General features: G+C 59.5%; 15 protein-coding genes and 2 pseudogenes. 3 read left to right on the top strand and 14 right to left on the bottom strand.

The features are described 5' to 3' along the window. Window positions 1–31: 31 nt before the first annotated feature. Window positions 32–199, top strand: coding sequence for a hypothetical protein (locus WDB91_RS16800; protein ID WP_339114760.1), 168 nt, complete (start codon window positions 32–34; stop codon window positions 197–199). Between the two features lie 98 nt (window positions 200–297). Further along, window positions 298–987 (top strand): FCD domain-containing protein, encoded by a 690-nt coding sequence (locus WDB91_RS16795; protein WP_339114759.1) that lies wholly within the window; start codon window positions 298–300, stop codon window positions 985–987. Between the two features lie 2 nt (window positions 988–989). On the opposite strand, the gene WDB91_RS16790 is transcribed toward WDB91_RS16795, so the two are convergent. The 4 genes and pseudogenes from WDB91_RS16790 to WDB91_RS16775 form a co-directional block, all read right to left on the bottom strand. After that, window positions 990–2,102, bottom strand: coding sequence for an AbrB family transcriptional regulator (locus tag WDB91_RS16790; RefSeq protein ID WP_339114758.1), 1,113 nt, complete (start codon window positions 2,100–2,102; stop codon window positions 990–992). Window positions 2,103–2,116: 14 nt separating this feature from the next. After that, window positions 2,117–3,439: an amidase gene (locus WDB91_RS16785; protein WP_339114757.1), complete on the bottom strand. Its 1,323-nt coding sequence runs from the start codon at window positions 3,437–3,439 to the stop codon at window positions 2,117–2,119. Next, window positions 3,436–4,914: an amidase gene (locus WDB91_RS16780; protein WP_339114756.1), complete on the bottom strand. Its 1,479-nt coding sequence runs from the start codon at window positions 4,912–4,914 to the stop codon at window positions 3,436–3,438. The genes WDB91_RS16785 and WDB91_RS16780 overlap by 4 nt, the downstream gene beginning before the upstream one ends. Before the next feature lie 348 nt (window positions 4,915–5,262). Next, window positions 5,263–6,484 (bottom strand): annotated as a pseudogene (locus tag WDB91_RS16775) (IS3 family transposase). A gap of 67 nt (window positions 6,485–6,551) precedes the next feature. Here WDB91_RS16775 and WDB91_RS16770 point away from each other — a divergent pair. Then, window positions 6,552–6,890 (top strand): annotated as a pseudogene (locus WDB91_RS16770) (integrase core domain-containing protein); the annotation flags it as partial. A 174-nt stretch (window positions 6,891–7,064) separates the two neighbouring features. Here WDB91_RS16770 and WDB91_RS16765 read toward each other — a convergent pair. The 10 genes from WDB91_RS16765 to WDB91_RS16720 form a co-directional block, all read right to left on the bottom strand. After that, on the bottom strand, window positions 7,065–7,772 hold the full coding sequence (locus WDB91_RS16765; RefSeq protein WP_339114755.1) for an SDR family NAD(P)-dependent oxidoreductase: 708 nt from the start codon (window positions 7,770–7,772) through the stop codon (window positions 7,065–7,067). An 11-nt stretch (window positions 7,773–7,783) separates the two neighbouring features. Next, a complete protein-coding gene (locus WDB91_RS16760; protein ID WP_339114754.1) occupies window positions 7,784–9,091 on the bottom strand; it encodes a TRAP transporter large permease in 1,308 nt (435 codons plus the stop codon). Between the two features lie 11 nt (window positions 9,092–9,102). Continuing rightward, a complete protein-coding gene (locus WDB91_RS16755; protein ID WP_339114753.1) occupies window positions 9,103–9,588 on the bottom strand; it encodes a TRAP transporter small permease subunit in 486 nt (161 codons plus the stop codon). 49 nt (window positions 9,589–9,637) lie between these two features. Then, a complete protein-coding gene (locus WDB91_RS16750; protein ID WP_339114752.1) occupies window positions 9,638–10,756 on the bottom strand; it encodes a C4-dicarboxylate TRAP transporter substrate-binding protein in 1,119 nt (372 codons plus the stop codon). A 52-nt stretch (window positions 10,757–10,808) separates the two neighbouring features. Beyond that, window positions 10,809–12,044 (bottom strand): amidohydrolase family protein, encoded by a 1,236-nt coding sequence (locus WDB91_RS16745; protein ID WP_339114751.1) that lies wholly within the window; start codon window positions 12,042–12,044, stop codon window positions 10,809–10,811. A gap of 19 nt (window positions 12,045–12,063) precedes the next feature. Continuing rightward, complete coding sequence (locus tag WDB91_RS16740; RefSeq protein WP_339114750.1) at window positions 12,064–12,534, bottom strand: GAF domain-containing protein; 471 nt, start codon at window positions 12,532–12,534, stop codon at window positions 12,064–12,066. A 3-nt stretch (window positions 12,535–12,537) separates the two neighbouring features. Beyond that, window positions 12,538–13,848, bottom strand: coding sequence for a TRAP transporter large permease subunit (locus tag WDB91_RS16735; RefSeq protein ID WP_339114749.1), 1,311 nt, complete (start codon window positions 13,846–13,848; stop codon window positions 12,538–12,540). Between the two features lie 6 nt (window positions 13,849–13,854). Continuing rightward, a complete protein-coding gene (locus WDB91_RS16730; protein ID WP_339114748.1) occupies window positions 13,855–14,379 on the bottom strand; it encodes a TRAP transporter small permease in 525 nt (174 codons plus the stop codon). A 116-nt stretch (window positions 14,380–14,495) separates the two neighbouring features. Continuing rightward, on the bottom strand, window positions 14,496–15,473 hold the full coding sequence (locus WDB91_RS16725) for a TRAP transporter substrate-binding protein (protein ID WP_339114747.1): 978 nt from the start codon (window positions 15,471–15,473) through the stop codon (window positions 14,496–14,498). Between the two features lie 228 nt (window positions 15,474–15,701). Then, window positions 15,702–16,394 (bottom strand): TetR/AcrR family transcriptional regulator, encoded by a 693-nt coding sequence (locus WDB91_RS16720; protein WP_339114746.1) that lies wholly within the window; start codon window positions 16,392–16,394, stop codon window positions 15,702–15,704. Between the last annotated feature and the right edge of the window lie 27 nt (window positions 16,395–16,421).

Raw genomic sequence — 16,421 nt, 5'->3', positions numbered from 1 at the left:
AAAAGGGCGGTCGACCACGGAAGTTCGGGTCATGACCTATGAAGATTTTGGGCGCGTTCATTTGTCAACCAATAGATATATTTTATTTTTGGTTGATTTGGTTGGCTCTATCATAGGTGAAGTTTTCATCTGTCTTCCGCCACGCTCCGCCGAAAACGCGGGCAATTTTGAAAGATTGCCGATTTTGTCGAGCGGTTGATGCCTAATTCCTCTTGAACGCCGATCAACCATCTATGCTGGTTGATGAATCTTGGTCTTAAATGGTAGGATCGACCAACTTAGGGGGACGAGGTAGCGATGGACGAGGACGAACATCAAAGCGGGCAATGGGATGATACGCAGGCCGCCGCAGGCGCCGAGCCGACGCCCTCGCAAGTGGAGCTTATGGCCCAAATCCGCGAGGTGCTGGCCCAAGCAGGCCGGCTCCCGGCAGAACGGAAACTGGCTGAGCAACTGGGCGTCAAGCGTCATCAACTTCGGATTGCTCTGGGTTTTCTGCGTGATACAGGCGATGCGCCGCAACCGCGTCCGCGCAACCCACGCAAACCCCGTCGGGCGGGGGCCAAGGATATCGTGCGCAACACCAACCCGATCGAGGTGATCGAGCTGCGGATGATGATCGAGCCGACGCTGGCACGTCTGGCCGCGCTGCGGGCGACGCCGAATATGATCCTCGAGATGAAGAAGATCGCCGACCAGATCGACAAGGGCGGTAAGGACCGCGCGGGGGATCTTCATCGGCTGATTGCGCAGGCCTCGGGCAATGCGCTGGCGCATGAGCTGTACGATATGCTGCGCCAGATCGAGGGCGAGGTGCGGATGAGTGCGGCTTCGGGGCATAACTTGCGGCCCAATAGCGACACCGATGAACATCGGGCCATCATTGCTGCCATCGCGGGGCGCGATCCGGATACGGCCGAACGCGGTATGCGCCGTCATCTGGCCTCGATCCATCAGCTGATGATCGGGGCCGGACTGACGCGCTAGCTTTATTCCGCAGGCGGGCTGTCTTGTGGGGGCGCGTTGGAGCGGCGCAGCCCTTGCCGGATGCTCAGGCTCAGCGCCCGCGCCAATGGCGGCCCCGCCAGTACGACCGCAAAAAGGCGCACCACCTGCATCGTCATGATGAAAGACAGGTTTGCATTGGCATTGACCGCGATAATGGCGATGGTTTCGATCGATCCCGGCACGGTCGCCAGAATGCCGGTAAGAACGGTTTCTCCGGCAATGCGGGCAAGGATTATGCCCGATACCGCACAAAGCCCCATAAGCCCGAAGGAAAACAGCGCGACGGGCCAGAAAATCTTAACGGCGGTGCGCAGCGTATCGGGTGAAAAGCGCAGCCCCACCTGTGTGCCCAGCAGAAAATATGCTCCGATCAGCAGCCAAGGGGGGAGTGCCAGATCGACCCAGCCGCCCCCTTGCAAGATAGAGGCGAGGACCAGTGGCACCATGGTCGCTGCCGCAGGAATGGGCGCATATCGCGCCGCAAGCGGCCCAGTCGTAGCCAGAAAGAGCGTCAGCAATACGCCATAATGGGCCGCGCCATTGGTCGCGGCTGCTATGCCGCTTGTGTCGTCAATAAGCAGACGCGACACGATGGACATCACAAGAATGACAGTCATAAGCCGGATGATCTGGATAAAGGCCACGATCCGGCTGTCGAGCCCGCGCTCCGAACTCATGGCGATGACCGCCCCTGCCATGCCGGGCAGGAAACCCCAGATTGCCTCTTCTTTACCAACCTTGGTGCATAGTCCCAATACCAGCCCGACCAGGCAGGCCAGAACCAATGTCATCGCAGCGAAAAGCGCGACAAACGGCCAGAGCGACACCGCGCGCATAAGGATCTCGGGCGTCAGGTAATGCGCAATCATGCATCCCGCCACGCCTTGCGCTATCTCGTGCCAGCTATTCGGCACGCGTAAAGGGGTGCCTCTGAGGCCAAGCATCGTCGCAACCAAGACAGGCCCCAGTAGTAAGGCCGCCGGAAACTTTGCCCATGCCAGTCCTCCCACAGCGAGCGCCCCGAAGACGAGCAGCAGTGCCAGATGACGCAGGGCCTTTGGAGCATCGGTGAAATCGCGAAGAACAGGTCTCAAATCAGGGTCTCGCTTCAGCTTTGCAGGGCGAGAGCAGGGCGCAGGCCCTTTGCCGTCAGCTCTGTCTCAATACGGATCGCTGCTTGTAACAGCAGGTGGTCCTGTCCGGGGCGCGCCACCAGTTGCATGCCGAAGGGTAACCCGTTCCGGTCAAAGCCTATGGGCAGGCTGAGGCTTGGCAGCCCGAGGAGCGTCCAGCGGATATTGTAATCGGCAGGGCCTGTGGACCTTATCCCTTCGGGGGCGGCAGAGGGGGCTGAAGGCGTGAGCAACAGATCGGCAGTGCCAAATAGCGCCTCGAGATCCTCTAGTGCCTGATCGCGCCGTATTAGGCCGTCCTGATAGGCCTGTGCATTGGCGATCTTCTGATGACGGGCGGTAAAATCGCGGGTGATCGGGGTGAGCTGGTCGCTCAGGCGGTCGCGCTCATAGGCCAAAGCGGCAGAGGCTTCCCAAGCGAATACCGCCTCCTGCGCGGCCCCGAGATCCGCCCACCAGCCGGGCTGTTTGTGAGGGACAGCCCCAAGGGTAGAGGCCGTGTCTTCCAGTGCCGCCGCATAGCGGTCACAGATCGTTTCTCTCGGCTGATCGGGTAGGAAAAGCGCATATCGCACGCGATTGTCGATGGGGATCAGCCAATCCGGCCTGCGGGCACAGGTGGCGGCAAATAGCGCGGCATCAGATGTATTGCGCGCCATTATTCCCACAACATCGAGGCTTTCCGCCAAGGGTTTGACGCCTGTGCGGTCGATCCTGCGTGGCCCAAGCTTGACGCCCACCACCCCGCAATAGGCAGCAGGGCGGATCGTCGATCCCGAGGTCTGGGTGCCAAAGGCCAAAAGGCAACTGCCTGCCGCTAGTGCTGCCGCAGAGCCCGAGGATGACCCGCCGGGCGTATGGGCCAGATGATGCGGGTTACGCGTCGGACCGGGCGACATGGTGGCAAATTCGGTTGTCACGGTCTTGCCCAAGGCAACCGCGCCCGCGCGCCGCGCAAGATGGACGGCAGAGGCATCGGCGCGGGGTTGGTGACCTGCATAAGCGGCGGACCCATAGGCCGTGGGGATATCGGCGGTGTCAAAGACATCCTTGATCCCCAAGGGGACCCCGGCCAAGGGGCCTTTGTGCGGCTGTGCATCGATACGGTCGGCGGCGGCGCGCGCAACCTCGGGCGCCAGATGGGCAAAGGCTGCAATTTCCGGCTCCATCTGACTGGCGCGATCCAGAAAGACCTCGGTCACTGCGCGGGCGGTTATTGCGCCTGACTGGACGGCGTGCGAGATCTGGGTCGCCGTCATCCATTGCGGGTCGATGCTCCGTAGGGGGGGAGGTGTCATCTGGCAGCCTCGGCAAAGGTTTCGCCGCTCAGCATCTCTTTGGCCATAGGCGGGAGGCGGTGCGCCCAAGGCGCGGCCTTTTCCAGCTGTGCCGCAATCTGGAACAAAAGCCCGTCTGCGCCAAAAGCCGCGCCGATCTGGCATCCGACGGGCAGATTATCCTTGGTCCAGTAAAGCGGCACATTCATCGCCGGACAGCCCGAGGCGTTGAACACCGCCGTCAGCGGCGCATGGGCCCAGAAGCGGTCATAGAAAGCATCAAGCCCCATCCCTGCGCCGGCAAGATAGCCGATCTGCGGTGCGATCTGGGCGGTTGTCGGCGAGAGATAGGCATCCACCTGCTGGAAATAGGCACCCATATCGCGGCTGGTCCGGTGCAGGACCTGCACGGCCTCAAGGTAGGCCACGCCACTGGTCCTGCGGCCTTCGGCGATCCATTCGGCGTTGACCGGCTCAAGCAGCGCATCCGGATCAGCAATGCCTTTGGCCCGAGCGACCTGATCGACCGATTGCGCACAGGAGACCCCGCCAATGACCCGCCAAGCCCGTTTGAGCGCGGCATTGTCATAGTGCGGGGTCAGTTCGACGACCTCATGGCCAAGATCTCGTAGTAGATCTGCGGCATAGCGGGCTGCAGCAGTGCATTCGGGGTCAAAGTGATGCCCTTCTGGCGGCGTGACTTGCAGCCCGATGCGCAACCGACCAAGGGGGCGGTTCATAGCGGCCTCGAAGCTTTCGCTTATCGGGGGCGCAGCATAGGGGTCGCCAATGTCGGCGCCGTGGCTGACATCCAGCATCCGCGCATTGTCGCGCACCGAGACCGAAATTGCGTGCGGCGTGGACATGCCCGCTACGCTTTCGGCATGGGTCGGGCCCACCGGATTGCGCATCCGGCTGGGTTTGAAACCGAACACGCCGCAATGGGCCGCAGGCACGCGGGTTGAGCCTGCCCCGTCCGAGCTTTGCGCCAAAGGCACGACCCGCGCGGCCACCAATGCGGCCGACCCGCCCGAAGACCCGCCTGCGGTGCGGCCCAAATCCCACGGGTTACGGCAGGGACCATGCAGGGCGGATTCAGAGGTGAAAGATAGGGCCAGTTCCGGGGTGTTGGTCCGGCCCATAAACAGGAAACCGGCTTTCCTGAGACGCGCCGCCAGAGTATTATCGGCAGTGCAGACCATCGTTTCGAACAGTTTAGAGCCGAGGCTCATCTGCGAGCCTTCGACGGCGATCCCGATGTTTTTCAGCGGCAGGGGCACCCCGGCGAAAGGACCGATGGCCGAGGGATTGGGCTGCGCGTCGATCATATGGACCATCGCATTCAGCTGTCCGTCAACCTGCGTTAGCCGCTGGCGGGCGCGCCGATCAAACGTCTCTGGCGAGACGTCACCATTGCGGACCTGCCGCGCCATTTCGGTCGCATCGGGAAATATGGGGCGCAGCACTTCGGGCATCGTGATCTCCAGACTGTTCATCCCAGAACTTGCAACTTCCTGTATAGCGGTCAACCAAAATAGCCGTTTATAGTTTTGGTTGATTTTGGTTGCAGCGGTTTGGTCGAAAATTGACGATGAATTCCGCTGATATAGTGCAGAACCGTCAACCCGGAGCGCTAATGGCCTCCTTCAGAGGGAGTTCAAGTGGTCTGCCCTACTCAAGTGGTCTGGTTTGAACATTGGTGCATCGTCGGCCGAGCGTCGAAAGGCGCAGTCCCTTAGGTTTTGCCGACCAAACCCTGAATAGATCCTCGTAATATAATACGATGAGGTAGAATATATTGTCGTTGTTCTGGTCTGCCCCACTTGAGTGGTCCAGTTTAAAAATTAGTGCATCGTGGGCCTTTGGTCTACGGGCACGATACTTTCGGGTGCTGGTGGGCGATATCCCAAAGAGCTATGCGGGCGCAGCGTGTTGTAATGCTGGCGCCAGCGTTCGATCAGGATCTGGGCTTCTCTTGAGCCGAATAAAACACCTCCCCATCCAGTAATTCGTCACGAAGCCTGGCATTGAAGCTCTCCACGTAGCCGTTCTCCCAGGGTGACCCCGGCTCGATATAGGCCGTTTTAGTCCCGACCGCGTCGATCCAGTTGCGCAGCTTGGTCGCGATGAATTCGGGGCCGTTATCTGACCTGATAAACCCGGGCGGACCGCGAAGGATGAACAGATCGGTCAGCGCGTCGATGACGTCGACCGAGTTGAGCTTGCGTTTGACGCGGATCACAAGCACCGTCCCTAGGTGAATTCATCGACAATGTTGAGTATGCGGTAGGCTCGCCCGTCCGCAGTCTTGTCTTGGACGAAATCATAGAACCAGACATGGTTCGGACGCTCCGCCCGCAGCCGGACGCAAGAGCCATCCGCCAGCCAGAGCCGTCCACGTTTCTTCTGCTTTTGCGGGACTTTAAGCCCTTCGCGCCGCCAAATCCGCTCGACCCGCTTGTGGTTCACACACCATCCCGCCTGGTGCAGCAAGCCGGTGATCTGGCGATAGCCATATCGCCCGTATTGGCGTGCCAGTTCAATGATGTCAGCGGACAGCAGGGCTTCGTCCTGACGACCGAGCGGGATCTTGCGTTGGGTCGACCGGTGCTGCCCAAGCGCCCGGCAGGCGCGGCGTTCGGAAACACCCAGTTCCTGCCGAACGTGGTCAATGCATTGGCGGCGGCGCGAAGGGCTTAGAAGGCCTTCGCGTTCGGGGCTACAAACCCTCCACTGGAGGGTTTGCTACACGCCCCTCATCTTTGCGGCTTCCGTCAGGATCAGCTTGTTGAGTGTCAGCTCCGACACGGCGCGCCTGAGCCGCGTATTCTCTTTCTCGAGTTCCTTCAGTCGCTTGAGCTGATCGCGGTCCATCCCGCCAAACTCACGCCGCCAGCGGTAGTAGGTTTGTTGGTTCGGCATGGCCCTCGAACCAGTGGCGGGCACATGCCTCACCGCCAATCTGGCGAACCGCATCTGCCAGTTTCGCGCCTTGACCTTGGCACAGACCTCAACCTGACGCAGCTTCATTACAATATCTTCCGGCTTCTCGCGTTTGCCTGCCATCTAAGTAGTCCTCCATCATACGGGATAAACTATCCCAAAAGGTGGACCACTTCAGTGGGGCAAGACCAAACAGGCCATGCAACGGCATGGAAAACCTGAGATATTCAACACAGACTAGGGCAGTCAGTTCACAAGCCCGCGCTTCACGAAGATCCTGTCAGACGCCACTGTGAAGATATCGATGGACGGGCGAGGCCGGTGGATGGATAACGTGATGATCGAACGGCTCTGGCGGTCGCTGAAATACGGATGCGTCTATCTCAACGCGTTTGAAACCGGCACCGCAGCCCGGCACGGTATCGGGAAGTGGATGACCTTCTACAACACCAAGCGCCCCCATTCGACACTCGGTGGCAGAACACGCTTCGCGGCTCATCAAGGTCTCGATCTGAAGGCGGCAGCATGATCAACAGGCAAGCTTAGCGCCGCCGAAAAACTGTCCAAAAAATGGGGACCACCTCACTAAGTCGTTCGCCATCATATGGGCTAAGCTATCCCAAAAGATGGACCAATTCAGCGGGAAAAGACCAGCGGCGCTAGACTAAGCCACCCTAGGTTGCATGACCGCAGACAAAAACTGCTAGAAGATTCCGTCTGTCCGGCAATTGATATGGATTTCGGGCACCGAAGCGGTATTGGAAAGACCGATGGCCTCCATCACAAGGTGCGCTACTTCCTCGGGTTGGGTCATTTCGGCGGTGGGGCGTGCTCCCTTGGCGGCGGTTTCGCCCATATCTGTCGCGACAAGCCCAGGGCAGATAGCGGTGGCACGGATACCAGCATCCCAGCCTTCATAACGGAGGGCATGGGCCAGCCCGACCGCCGCGAATTTGCTGACCGAGTAGAGTCCGGATCCCGCTGATGCGACCCTTTTCCCCGAAAGCGAGCCGAGGATCACCACACGCCCGCGTCCCGAGCGTTGCAGCGCTGGCCATGCGGCCATAGCGAGGCGGCGTGGCGCCCGCAGATTGACCTCAAGCAGAAGATCGACCTCTTCCTCGGAGGCCTCGACGATGTTTTCGGCCGTGAAAAGACCTGCACTCGCGACAATTGCATCAATGCGGCCATGCCGTTCGATGACGGCTTGGGCCCATTCTGCTTCTGCCGCGCGGTCGGTTGCGTCATAGACGAAACTGTCGAGATGGTCGGAGGAAAGCCCCTCAGGAATGGCTGTCGGATTACGCAGCCCAAGGCAGATATGCCAACCTGCGGCTTGGGCGGCGCGCGCGATATCGGCACCAATTCCGCGCGAGCCGCCGGTGAGCATCATTGTTGGTCTGTCAGTCATCGTCGTCACTTTCAGTAAGCCAGAGAAGGTAGCCAGAGGCTAAGGGCGGGGAAGAGGATGAGCAGTATGAGCGTGCAGATATCCATCATGATGAACCACCATACGCCCTTGAAAATCTCGGGCAGAGTCACCTGATTATTGAGTGCCCCGTTGATCATATAGACATTCAGCCCGATAGGCGGCGTTACCAGCCCGATTTCCAGCAGCTTTACCACGATGATACCGAACCAGATTGCGTCGATCCCCGTGGTCTGCACCAGAGGCACCAGAATGGGCAGTGTAAGCAGCAACAGCCCGATCGAGTCGATAAGCATCCCCAGCACCAGATAGATCACCGCCACTGCCAACAGGATCCACCACGTCTGGTCGGATACCGAAAGGATTGCGTTGGAAAACGCCGTGGGCAGGCCCGAAAGCGCAAGGAAACGCGTGAAGAACAGCGATCCGATCAGGATGATAAAGATCGATCCGGTAGAGATCACTGCTTGGGTCACGGCCTCGACGGTCGCTTTCCATGTCAGCTTGCGGCGCACGGCCCCGATGATCGCGGCGAAGAAGGCACCAAGGGCACCCGCTTCGGTAGGAGAGAATGCGCCGGAGAAGATGCCGCCGAGCACCAGCAGGATCAGCGTGGGAAGCGGCCAGACATCACGCAGCGCCTCGCGGCGTTCCTCATTTGTGGGCGGCGGCGGCGCAATACCTGCAAGCGCGGGGTTCAGTTTCACGCGGGTGATGATCATCGCCATATAGACCAGCGCCGAAAGGATGCCGGGGATGAAGCCCGCCATGAACAGTTGTCCCACCGAGACCTGTGCATAGACGCCGTAAAGGATCAGCAGCACCGAGGGCGGGATCAGCGACCCCAGCGTCCCCGAGGCCGCAATCGTACCGGTGGCAAGTCCGCGGTCATAGCCCTGTTTCAGCATCTCCGGCACGGCCATACGCGACATTGCCGAGGCGGTGGCAACTGACGAACCCGATGCCGCAGCAAAGAACGCACAAGCCCCTACCGAGGTGATCGCCAGACCACCGGGCAGTCGCGACAGATAGAGCCTGAGCGACATGAACAGCCCGCGCGTCATATCGGTCGAGGAACAGATGAAGCCCATGAGCAGGAACATGGGCGCGGCAGAAAGTTCCCACTGGCCGACGTAGTCGAATGGCGTTGCCGAGATCATGCCCCAAGCTACATTCATGTTGAACATCTGCGAGATGCCCACAATGGAGACCAGCCCAAGCGCAAGGCCGATGGGTACGCGCACCGCGATAAGAACCAGCGCGACGACGGTCCCGATAATACCGATATCAAGATTGCTCATAGGGGGCCTCGTTACAGCGCGCGCTTCTGGGCGATGGATTTGAAAAGGTTTGACAGCACGGCCAGCCAGATTGCGGCAAAGCCTATCGGTAGCGCCCAGCGGGCGGGCCAGATGTAGAAGGTGAAATTGCTCATCGCTTCTTCGGCGCGGGTCGTGGCGCCGATCGCATCCTTCGCCGATTGCCAGAACAGCAGGCCGAAGAACCAGAGCCCCAGCACACAGGCCAGTACATAAAGCGCAAGCTGTACGCCCTTGGGCATCATCTGCGCGAACAGATCCACGCGGATATGTTCACCGCGCAGCTCGACAAAGCCCAGGCAGAGGAAAACGATGACCACCATGTAGTAATAGGACACCACCTCAAGCGTCCCGATCAATCGACCGCCGAAGAAATAGCGTAGCCCCACATCGATGGTGATATGTGCCATCATGATGACCATGAACAGGCAGGCAAGGGACATGACGGCTCGGTTGAGCCAGCGGATCAGGGCATGCATCTTCGGCACCTCCTAGAGACGGGGGCGGGGGAAGCCCCGCCCACGCGGGTTACTTTACGCCATAGGTTGCGGGGTCGAGATCGCCATAGATGGTCTTCATGGCCAGATCGGTCAGCGCATCCTCATCGGTGGTGTCGACATCGGCCAGAAGCGCGGTCCATTTGTCCATCGTGGCACGGAAGTCGTCGATGACCTCTTTGCCATTCGTCAGACCGTAGGTGTCTTGTGCCTTGTCGTAGACCTCTTCGAGGGTCTTCTTACGGAAATCTTCGACCGAGGCCTTCAGATCGGCTTCGGGTTCGTATACTTCCACGCCTTTCTCTTTGGCTGTGACGAGCGCTGCTTCGGCCTGTGCCTTGTAATTGATGATTGTCCGCGCCATCGACCGCGCCGAGGCCTCCATCAGCACCTTACGCTCATCTGCCGTAAGGCCTGCCCAGAACTCAGGGTTATAACCCCAGTTCGGGCCGGACCAATACATGCCGGTCGGCAACAATGTGGTGTATTTGGCGACTTCCATCAGCGAGCGGTCTACAAGATCGTTGGCCGCATTGGTTGCGCAATCCAGCGTGCCGCGTTCAAGCCCGGTATACATCTCGGAGGAGGGCACATTGACCGGCACACCGCCTGCTTCCTCGACCCATTGCGACACGGCCGATCCCGCCACGCGGATACGCTTACCCTTGAGTTCGGCCAAATTACGCACGGGTTTGGCACACATCAGGATATAGGGCGGGGTAGCATAGGCCCCGAGATAGACGATCCCCTGCTTTTTCCACTCTGCAAGCTGGGTCGCGTCATGCATCGAGAAATCCGCCACGGCGAAGATGGCCGCCACCGGATCGGAGTAGTTGAAGCCCAGTTCCTGCACGGCATTGGCGACCGGAAGATCGGAAGGCGTATAGATTGCAGCATGGTGGCCCACCTGTACGACGTTATCGCGGATCCCCTGCAGAGAGGCGCGCGGTGCCAGCAGCACGGTTCCGGTAAAGGCTTGCGGGTTCAGGTCGCCTTTGGACAGATCCTTCACGATTTCGGCCCATTCGGTATAGCCGTATTTCGCCAGCGGGTGCTGCGCGTCATAGAAGGTATTGGCGATGAAGTCTTTCGCCATGACGGGGCTTGCTAGCAGGCCAGCCAGAAGCGTGGTGGTCAGGAATTTTTTCATGAGGGATCTCCGATGTTGGAACATGCGGGCGGTTCGGGCCGCCCGCGTTTTCTTAAAGCGATGCGGCTTTTTTGATGGCGCGACCGCCCTGCATGATCAGAGGCATATGCGCACCCTGTTCGGTCAGCAGATCGAGGTTCTGAAGCGGATTGCCATCCACAGCAATGATGTCCGCATGGGCTCCGGCGGCAATGACGCCAACCTCGCCTTCCATGCGCAGCACTTTGGCCGCATCCACCGTGGCCGAGCGGATCACCGCATCTGCCGGGATGTAGCGCCCGCGCAGCGGGAATTCGCCAGATTGCTCGGTTTGCATACCGCCCAAGAGGTCCGAGCCATATCCCATGGTCACGCCCGCCTCATGCAGTTTGACCACACGTTCCAGCCCCGCCTCGCGTACATCGGCCACTTTGGCCACAGACTCGGGCGGTAGGCCGAACTCTGCCCCTTTGCGGGCCAGAAGGTCATAGGTGATATTGGTGGGCACGACGACCGCCCCTTCGCGGGCGACACGCTTGATGGTCTCGTCGCCAATCAGATTGCCATGTTCAATACAGGTGATGCCGCAATCAAGCGCGCGGATGATGGCCTTGTCGTCGTAGAGGTGGGCTGCGACATAGGTGCCAAAGCCATTTGCTACCTCGACCAAAGCCTTGAGTTCCTCGACCGAGAACACCAGATAGCCCACCGGATCAGACGGCGAGGAGACGCCGCCATCGGCCATGACCTTCAGGAATTGCGCGCCATTCTTCAGCTCTTCGCGGGCCGCACGCAGCAGTTCCGGCTTGCCGTCGCAGATCCGACCAAGCGTACCAAGCGCTTGCGCATACCAGCTGACATCGCGGTTGTCATAGGGGCCGCGGTAATCGGTATGACCACCGGTCTGGCTGAGCGCCTTGCCACAGATCACAAGGCGGGGTGCGGTGAAATGACCTTCTTCCACAGCCTGTTGCAGGCCACGATCAGCCCCCCCCAGATCGCGCACGGTGGTAAAACCGCGCATGATCATATTCTTCATCAGCGTCGAAGCCCGTGCCGCCACAAGCGAAGACGGCAGCGAGGCATTCAGTCCAAGATTGGCCGTCGAAGCGATGGTATGGACGTGGCAGTCGATCAAACCGGGCATCACGGTCAGCCCGTTCAGGTCCAGTTCTTCGGCGGCGGTGAAGCTGACCTCTGAGGCAACTTCTTTGATGCGGCCATCCTCGATGGCGATCTGCATAGGGTCGGTGGGGGCGGTCTGGGTGCCGTCAACGATACGGGCGTTCTTGATCAGAAGGGTCGTCATAGTCTGTCCTTTCGGGATGTCAGATCAGCGCGGGCGCAAGGCACTGTGCGATCAGGGTCATGTCGTCCATATCTTCGGGCGAATAGGTGTCGCGCGGTGCATTCAGTGACAGAACGCCCACACAGCGCCCCGCCCAGATGACGGGCGCGCAGGCGCAGGCTTCACAGCCTTTCGACAGGATCAGCTCGGCATCGGGGAAGGCCCAGCGGACATCTTCTTCCGAATTGCCCAGCCATGGCTGCCCGCCCTCCAGCACGATCTTGCCCCATTCGGTCAGTCCCATGGGTTTGAGGGTTCCGGTCGGGTAGTCCGCCTCTGACGAATGCATCCGCATCACATTGCCCGTGCCGGGGAGGTTTTTCAGCACCGTCAGAAAGCGGAAGCCGAAGCGCGTCTCGCACATCTCTTGCACTGCGCGATAGAGTGTGAAGGGCTGGCCCATCTGCGCGCTCGCGCGGATGAGGGGAGAAAGGTCAATCTGGGAAGTCATTGTTTATCCGTAGAAGAAGTTCGGTAGCCAGAGCGCGATCTGCGGGAACACGGCCAGAAGCGCGACACCCACAAGCATCAGAACGAAGAATGGGAAAGCGGCGCGGGCGACATAGCCGATAGACCGGCCCGAGATGCCCTGCAGCACGAAAAGGTTGAATCCTACGGGCGGGGTGACCTGTGCCATTTCGACCATCAAGACGAGGTAGACGCCAAACCAGATCGGATCAAATCCCGCCTGTAGCGCCAAGGGCAGCGAGATCGGCAGGCTCATCACCACGATGGAGGTACCATCAAGGAAGAACCCGAGACCAAGGTAGAACAACGACAGCACCACCAAGAGGCCCCATGGCGGCAGCTTGAGGGCTGCGATACCTGCGGCTACATCGGCGGGGATATGCAGATAGCCGATGGCGGTGGACATGAAGGCCGCAGTGATCAGGATCGAGCAGACCATGGTAGAGGTCCGTAGGCCACCCATGAGGGTTTCGCGTAGCAAGCGCAGCGATAGCTGTCCGGTGATCGCGGTCAGGAAGATCGCGGCAATGACGCCTACGGCGGCCGCCTCGGAGGGCGTGGCGATCCCGCTATAGATCGACCCCAGCACGATGGTCATAAGCGCCACCAGCGGCGTCAGATCCCAAAGAGCGCGCAGGAAGTCTACCGGCCGGCGTTTCTCGCGGGTGAGCGGCACGAGAGCAGGATTCATCTTGGCGCGGAGCATGATGTAGCTCGAATAGAGAGCGGTGATCATCAGCCCCGGCAGGACGCCCGCCGCAAAAAGCCGCGAGATCGACTGCTCGGCCAGAATGCCATAGACGATCATCACGATTGATGGCGGTATCAGAAGGCCAAGGCTTCCGGCGCCTGCCAGTGAGCCCAGCGACATGCGGTCATCATAGCCGCGCGCTCCCAGCTCTCGGGTGGTGATCCGGCCCACGGTGGCGGTGGTGGCAGGCGATGACCCTGACACAGCGGCAAACAGCGTGCAGCCCAACACATTGGTATGCAGCAGACGCCCCGGAACATAATCGACAAAAGGCGCCAGCCCGCGGAACAGGCGGGTCGAGATATCGGTTCGGAAGATGATCTCGCCCATCCAGATGAACATCGGAATGGCTGAGAGTTCCCAGCTGGAGGAATAGCGGTAGATGATGCCCGCCGCGATCGAGCCGATCCGCGACAGATCCATCCCGTGCAGGAAATAGAGAGCACTCGTGGCCACCAGCGCAAGGCTGACAAAGACCCATGCGCCAAAGCCCAGAAAAGCCAGCAGGAAGACAAGTGTAATGGTGGCGGTGAGAAGGGTATCCATGGGAGCTTACTCGACAGGGGTGGCCAGAGGCACTTGCGGCGCGGGCGAAGGGTGGCGGGTGATATGGCGCAGCCCATAGGAGAGAGCTGCCAGCGCAAAGAGGGCCAGCCCCACCATCATCGCGGACTCGGGGATCCACATAGGCACAGCCGCCACCGAAGACGACACCGTGCCGCGTTTATAGGCACGCGCCACGCGGATCCAGAACATCCATGCAAGCCCCGCGGTTGCGGCAGAGGTTATTAGCGCGGAGACGGCGGTCATCAGCTCTTGCACACGTTCGGGTAAACGGTTGGTCACCAGACCCACGCGGATCAGATCGCCCTGTTCCAGAACATAGCCCAGCGACCAGATCACACAGATCATCACGGCGTAGCCTACGAATTCATCCAGAACGAAGGTCGAGGTCTCGAAGAAGCTGCGCAGCACGATCTCGTAGGCGATATGGCCAACCATATAGACCAGTGCGCAGGCAGCGATGATGGCGGCCAGACGGCTGATACTATAGATGGCGGAATAGAAACGCTGCATGGCGGCTCCGGTCATAAAAGAGGCGCGGGGAAGAGCCCCGCGCCAGTCGGGGGAAAAATTCGGGCAGATCCCGCACGAGGGGGAGGGCGCGGGATCTGCAATGGAGGCCAAAGCGCTTAGCGGGCTTTATAGGCGTCCATAATCGTGGTGGCACGGGTGCCGGTATCTTTGACCCACTGGTCGATGAAGGGCTGGGCCGCTTCGGTGAGCGCGGCAGAGAACTCGGGCGAGATCGTGTCGGTCACCGTCATGCCATGGCTGCGCATGGTCTCGAAATCCTTGGCAGTCGCATCGGCGAGAAGGCCCCAGCCGTAGTCTTCGGCCTCTTTGGCGGCCTCACGGACTTCGGCTTGTGCTTCTTCACTCAGGTCCATGAACGCATCCATATTCACATGAATCGCCTGAAGCGAGGAGGCATAATTCACATTGGTGAAATTGGACTGCAATTCCCACATTTGCACACCTACGCCGCCATTGGGCGAGGTCAGCACCGCGTCAATCGCATTGGTCGACAGCTGCGCCGGCACATCCGCCCAGGAGATCTGGATCGGGAAGGCACCTGCGCTTTTCATGGTCTCGGTGGAGGCAACATCATAGGTCCGGACCTTCACGCCCTTGAGGTCATCGATCGATGTAAAGGCCTTATTGCCCCACAGGCCCGAGGACGGCCAGGGGGTCGCCAGCAGCAGCATCTGGTTATTATCTTCCAGAACCTTCTCGTATTCGGGTTTGGCCAGTTCATAAAGCGCATGCACATCGTCGGAAGTGGGCGCAAGGAAGGGTAGGGAGGATAGCTGGAAGATCGGATCGATGCCGGTCCAGAATACGAAGGCCGAAGAGGCCGCCTGCAATGCGCCGTCGCCTACCGCATCGAAGTTATCGACGCTCTTGTAGCCCAGGGCTGCGCCGTGATGCACGGTGATTTCCAGCGCACCATTGGTCTTTTCGGCAACGGCCTTGGCAAAGAAATCGGCGGTCTGCCCTTGCAGCGAACCTGCGGGATATTCGCTCGACAGATCCCAGTTCGTGGCAAGCGCGGGTGCCGCGGCGAGTGCAGCTGCCAGTGTCGTTCCAAGAAGCGTTCTATAGGTCATGGTTCGTCCCTGTTGCGGCCCGTTAGGCGGGCATTCCTTCGTGTCGTAGATATTATAACTTACAAACATCTCTGTCTGCATCATGCAGTCAGCTCTGTTCGTAAATCAAGCCCTGGCATGTGAAAATGCGTAGGATAAATGCCTGATTGACAATTTATCCCGTAACCATCTGTAAAAATTAGTTTATATACTGATTATTTTACGGGCAATTCTGCTCGTAAATGCTATTCAAGCCGATGAAGCCTTGCGGATGATCTGCTTCCATAGCGTGATCAGTTTGCTTGCGGTGTCTGGATCGGAATCGAAACTCTGGTGCATAGCAATGCCCCGCAGAACCGAAAGATGTAACTGAACATGCAGATCGGCTTCCGTATCTTCGACATCGCCACCGACAAGCTGCACGGTGATACGATCGCGTTTGCGGATCCAACTGACCAGTATGTCACGCAGCACATGGCCTAGTTCATTATCCTGTCGTGCGGCCAGCATCAGCTCCATCGCGGCTATGTACCGCCCGTCTGCAAAGATATTCTCCCATAGCGCATCGATAAGCTCGTCGACGCTTAGCTGGGTGCACTCGGGGTCCAGGCCGAAAGGGTACCCTGTGCGCCAACTGTTCACCAGTGTTTCGAATGCTGCAACGAGCATATCATTCCGCGTGGGGAACTGATGTGTCAGGGCGCCACGTGATACTGATGCCCGCTTTGCAATCAGCGGCGTTGAAATCTGCTCATAGCCAAGCTCGGCGAGTGCCTGCAGGACTGCATCACAAACTTTTGCACGTGTTTCCTGCGAGCGCTCGGCCTGCGTGCGTCGAGGGCGTGTGACAGATTTGGCAGTTCCCTCGGGCTTCATCATATTTCCACGTTTTGAAAACTTACGAACAGATCTATCCGTTTGCGAATGGTCTTGCAAACCCATAGGGGTAATCCCCTTGGTCTGCCCCAC

The sequence above is a fragment of the Thioclava sp. GXIMD2076 genome, assembly GCF_037949795.1.
In the GTDB taxonomy this organism is placed as follows: domain Bacteria; phylum Pseudomonadota; class Alphaproteobacteria; order Rhodobacterales; family Rhodobacteraceae; genus Thioclava; species Thioclava kandeliae.
The sequence above is the reverse complement of the archived record's forward strand: the minus strand, read 5'-3'. Positions and strand labels throughout refer to the sequence as shown.

What these genes read in the sequence shown, in the direction of transcription:
- WDB91_RS16800 (WP_339114760.1), top strand. Translation starts at nt 32, where the DNA reads ATGACCTATGAAGATTTTGGGCGCGTTCATTTGTCAACCAATAGATAT.
- WDB91_RS16795 (WP_339114759.1), top strand. Translation starts at nt 298, where the DNA reads ATGGACGAGGACGAACATCAAAGCGGGCAATGGGATGATACGCAGGCC.
- WDB91_RS16785 (WP_339114757.1), bottom strand. Translation starts at nt 3,439, where the DNA reads ATGACACCTCCCCCCCTACGGAGCATCGACCCGCAATGGATGACGGCG.
- WDB91_RS16780 (WP_339114756.1), bottom strand. Translation starts at nt 4,914, where the DNA reads ATGAACAGTCTGGAGATCACGATGCCCGAAGTGCTGCGCCCCATATTT.
- WDB91_RS16765 (WP_339114755.1), bottom strand. Translation starts at nt 7,772, where the DNA reads ATGACTGACAGACCAACAATGATGCTCACCGGCGGCTCGCGCGGAATT.
- WDB91_RS16760 (WP_339114754.1), bottom strand. Translation starts at nt 9,091, where the DNA reads ATGAGCAATCTTGATATCGGTATTATCGGGACCGTCGTCGCGCTGGTT.
- WDB91_RS16755 (WP_339114753.1), bottom strand. Translation starts at nt 9,588, where the DNA reads ATGCATGCCCTGATCCGCTGGCTCAACCGAGCCGTCATGTCCCTTGCC.
- WDB91_RS16750 (WP_339114752.1), bottom strand. Translation starts at nt 10,756, where the DNA reads ATGAAAAAATTCCTGACCACCACGCTTCTGGCTGGCCTGCTAGCAAGC.
- WDB91_RS16745 (WP_339114751.1), bottom strand. Translation starts at nt 12,044, where the DNA reads ATGACGACCCTTCTGATCAAGAACGCCCGTATCGTTGACGGCACCCAG.
- WDB91_RS16740 (WP_339114750.1), bottom strand. Translation starts at nt 12,534, where the DNA reads ATGACTTCCCAGATTGACCTTTCTCCCCTCATCCGCGCGAGCGCGCAG.
- WDB91_RS16735 (WP_339114749.1), bottom strand. Translation starts at nt 13,848, where the DNA reads ATGGATACCCTTCTCACCGCCACCATTACACTTGTCTTCCTGCTGGCT.
- WDB91_RS16730 (WP_339114748.1), bottom strand. Translation starts at nt 14,379, where the DNA reads ATGCAGCGTTTCTATTCCGCCATCTATAGTATCAGCCGTCTGGCCGCC.
- WDB91_RS16725 (WP_339114747.1), bottom strand. Translation starts at nt 15,473, where the DNA reads ATGACCTATAGAACGCTTCTTGGAACGACACTGGCAGCTGCACTCGCC.
- WDB91_RS16720 (WP_339114746.1), bottom strand. Translation starts at nt 16,394, where the DNA reads ATGGGTTTGCAAGACCATTCGCAAACGGATAGATCTGTTCGTAAGTTT.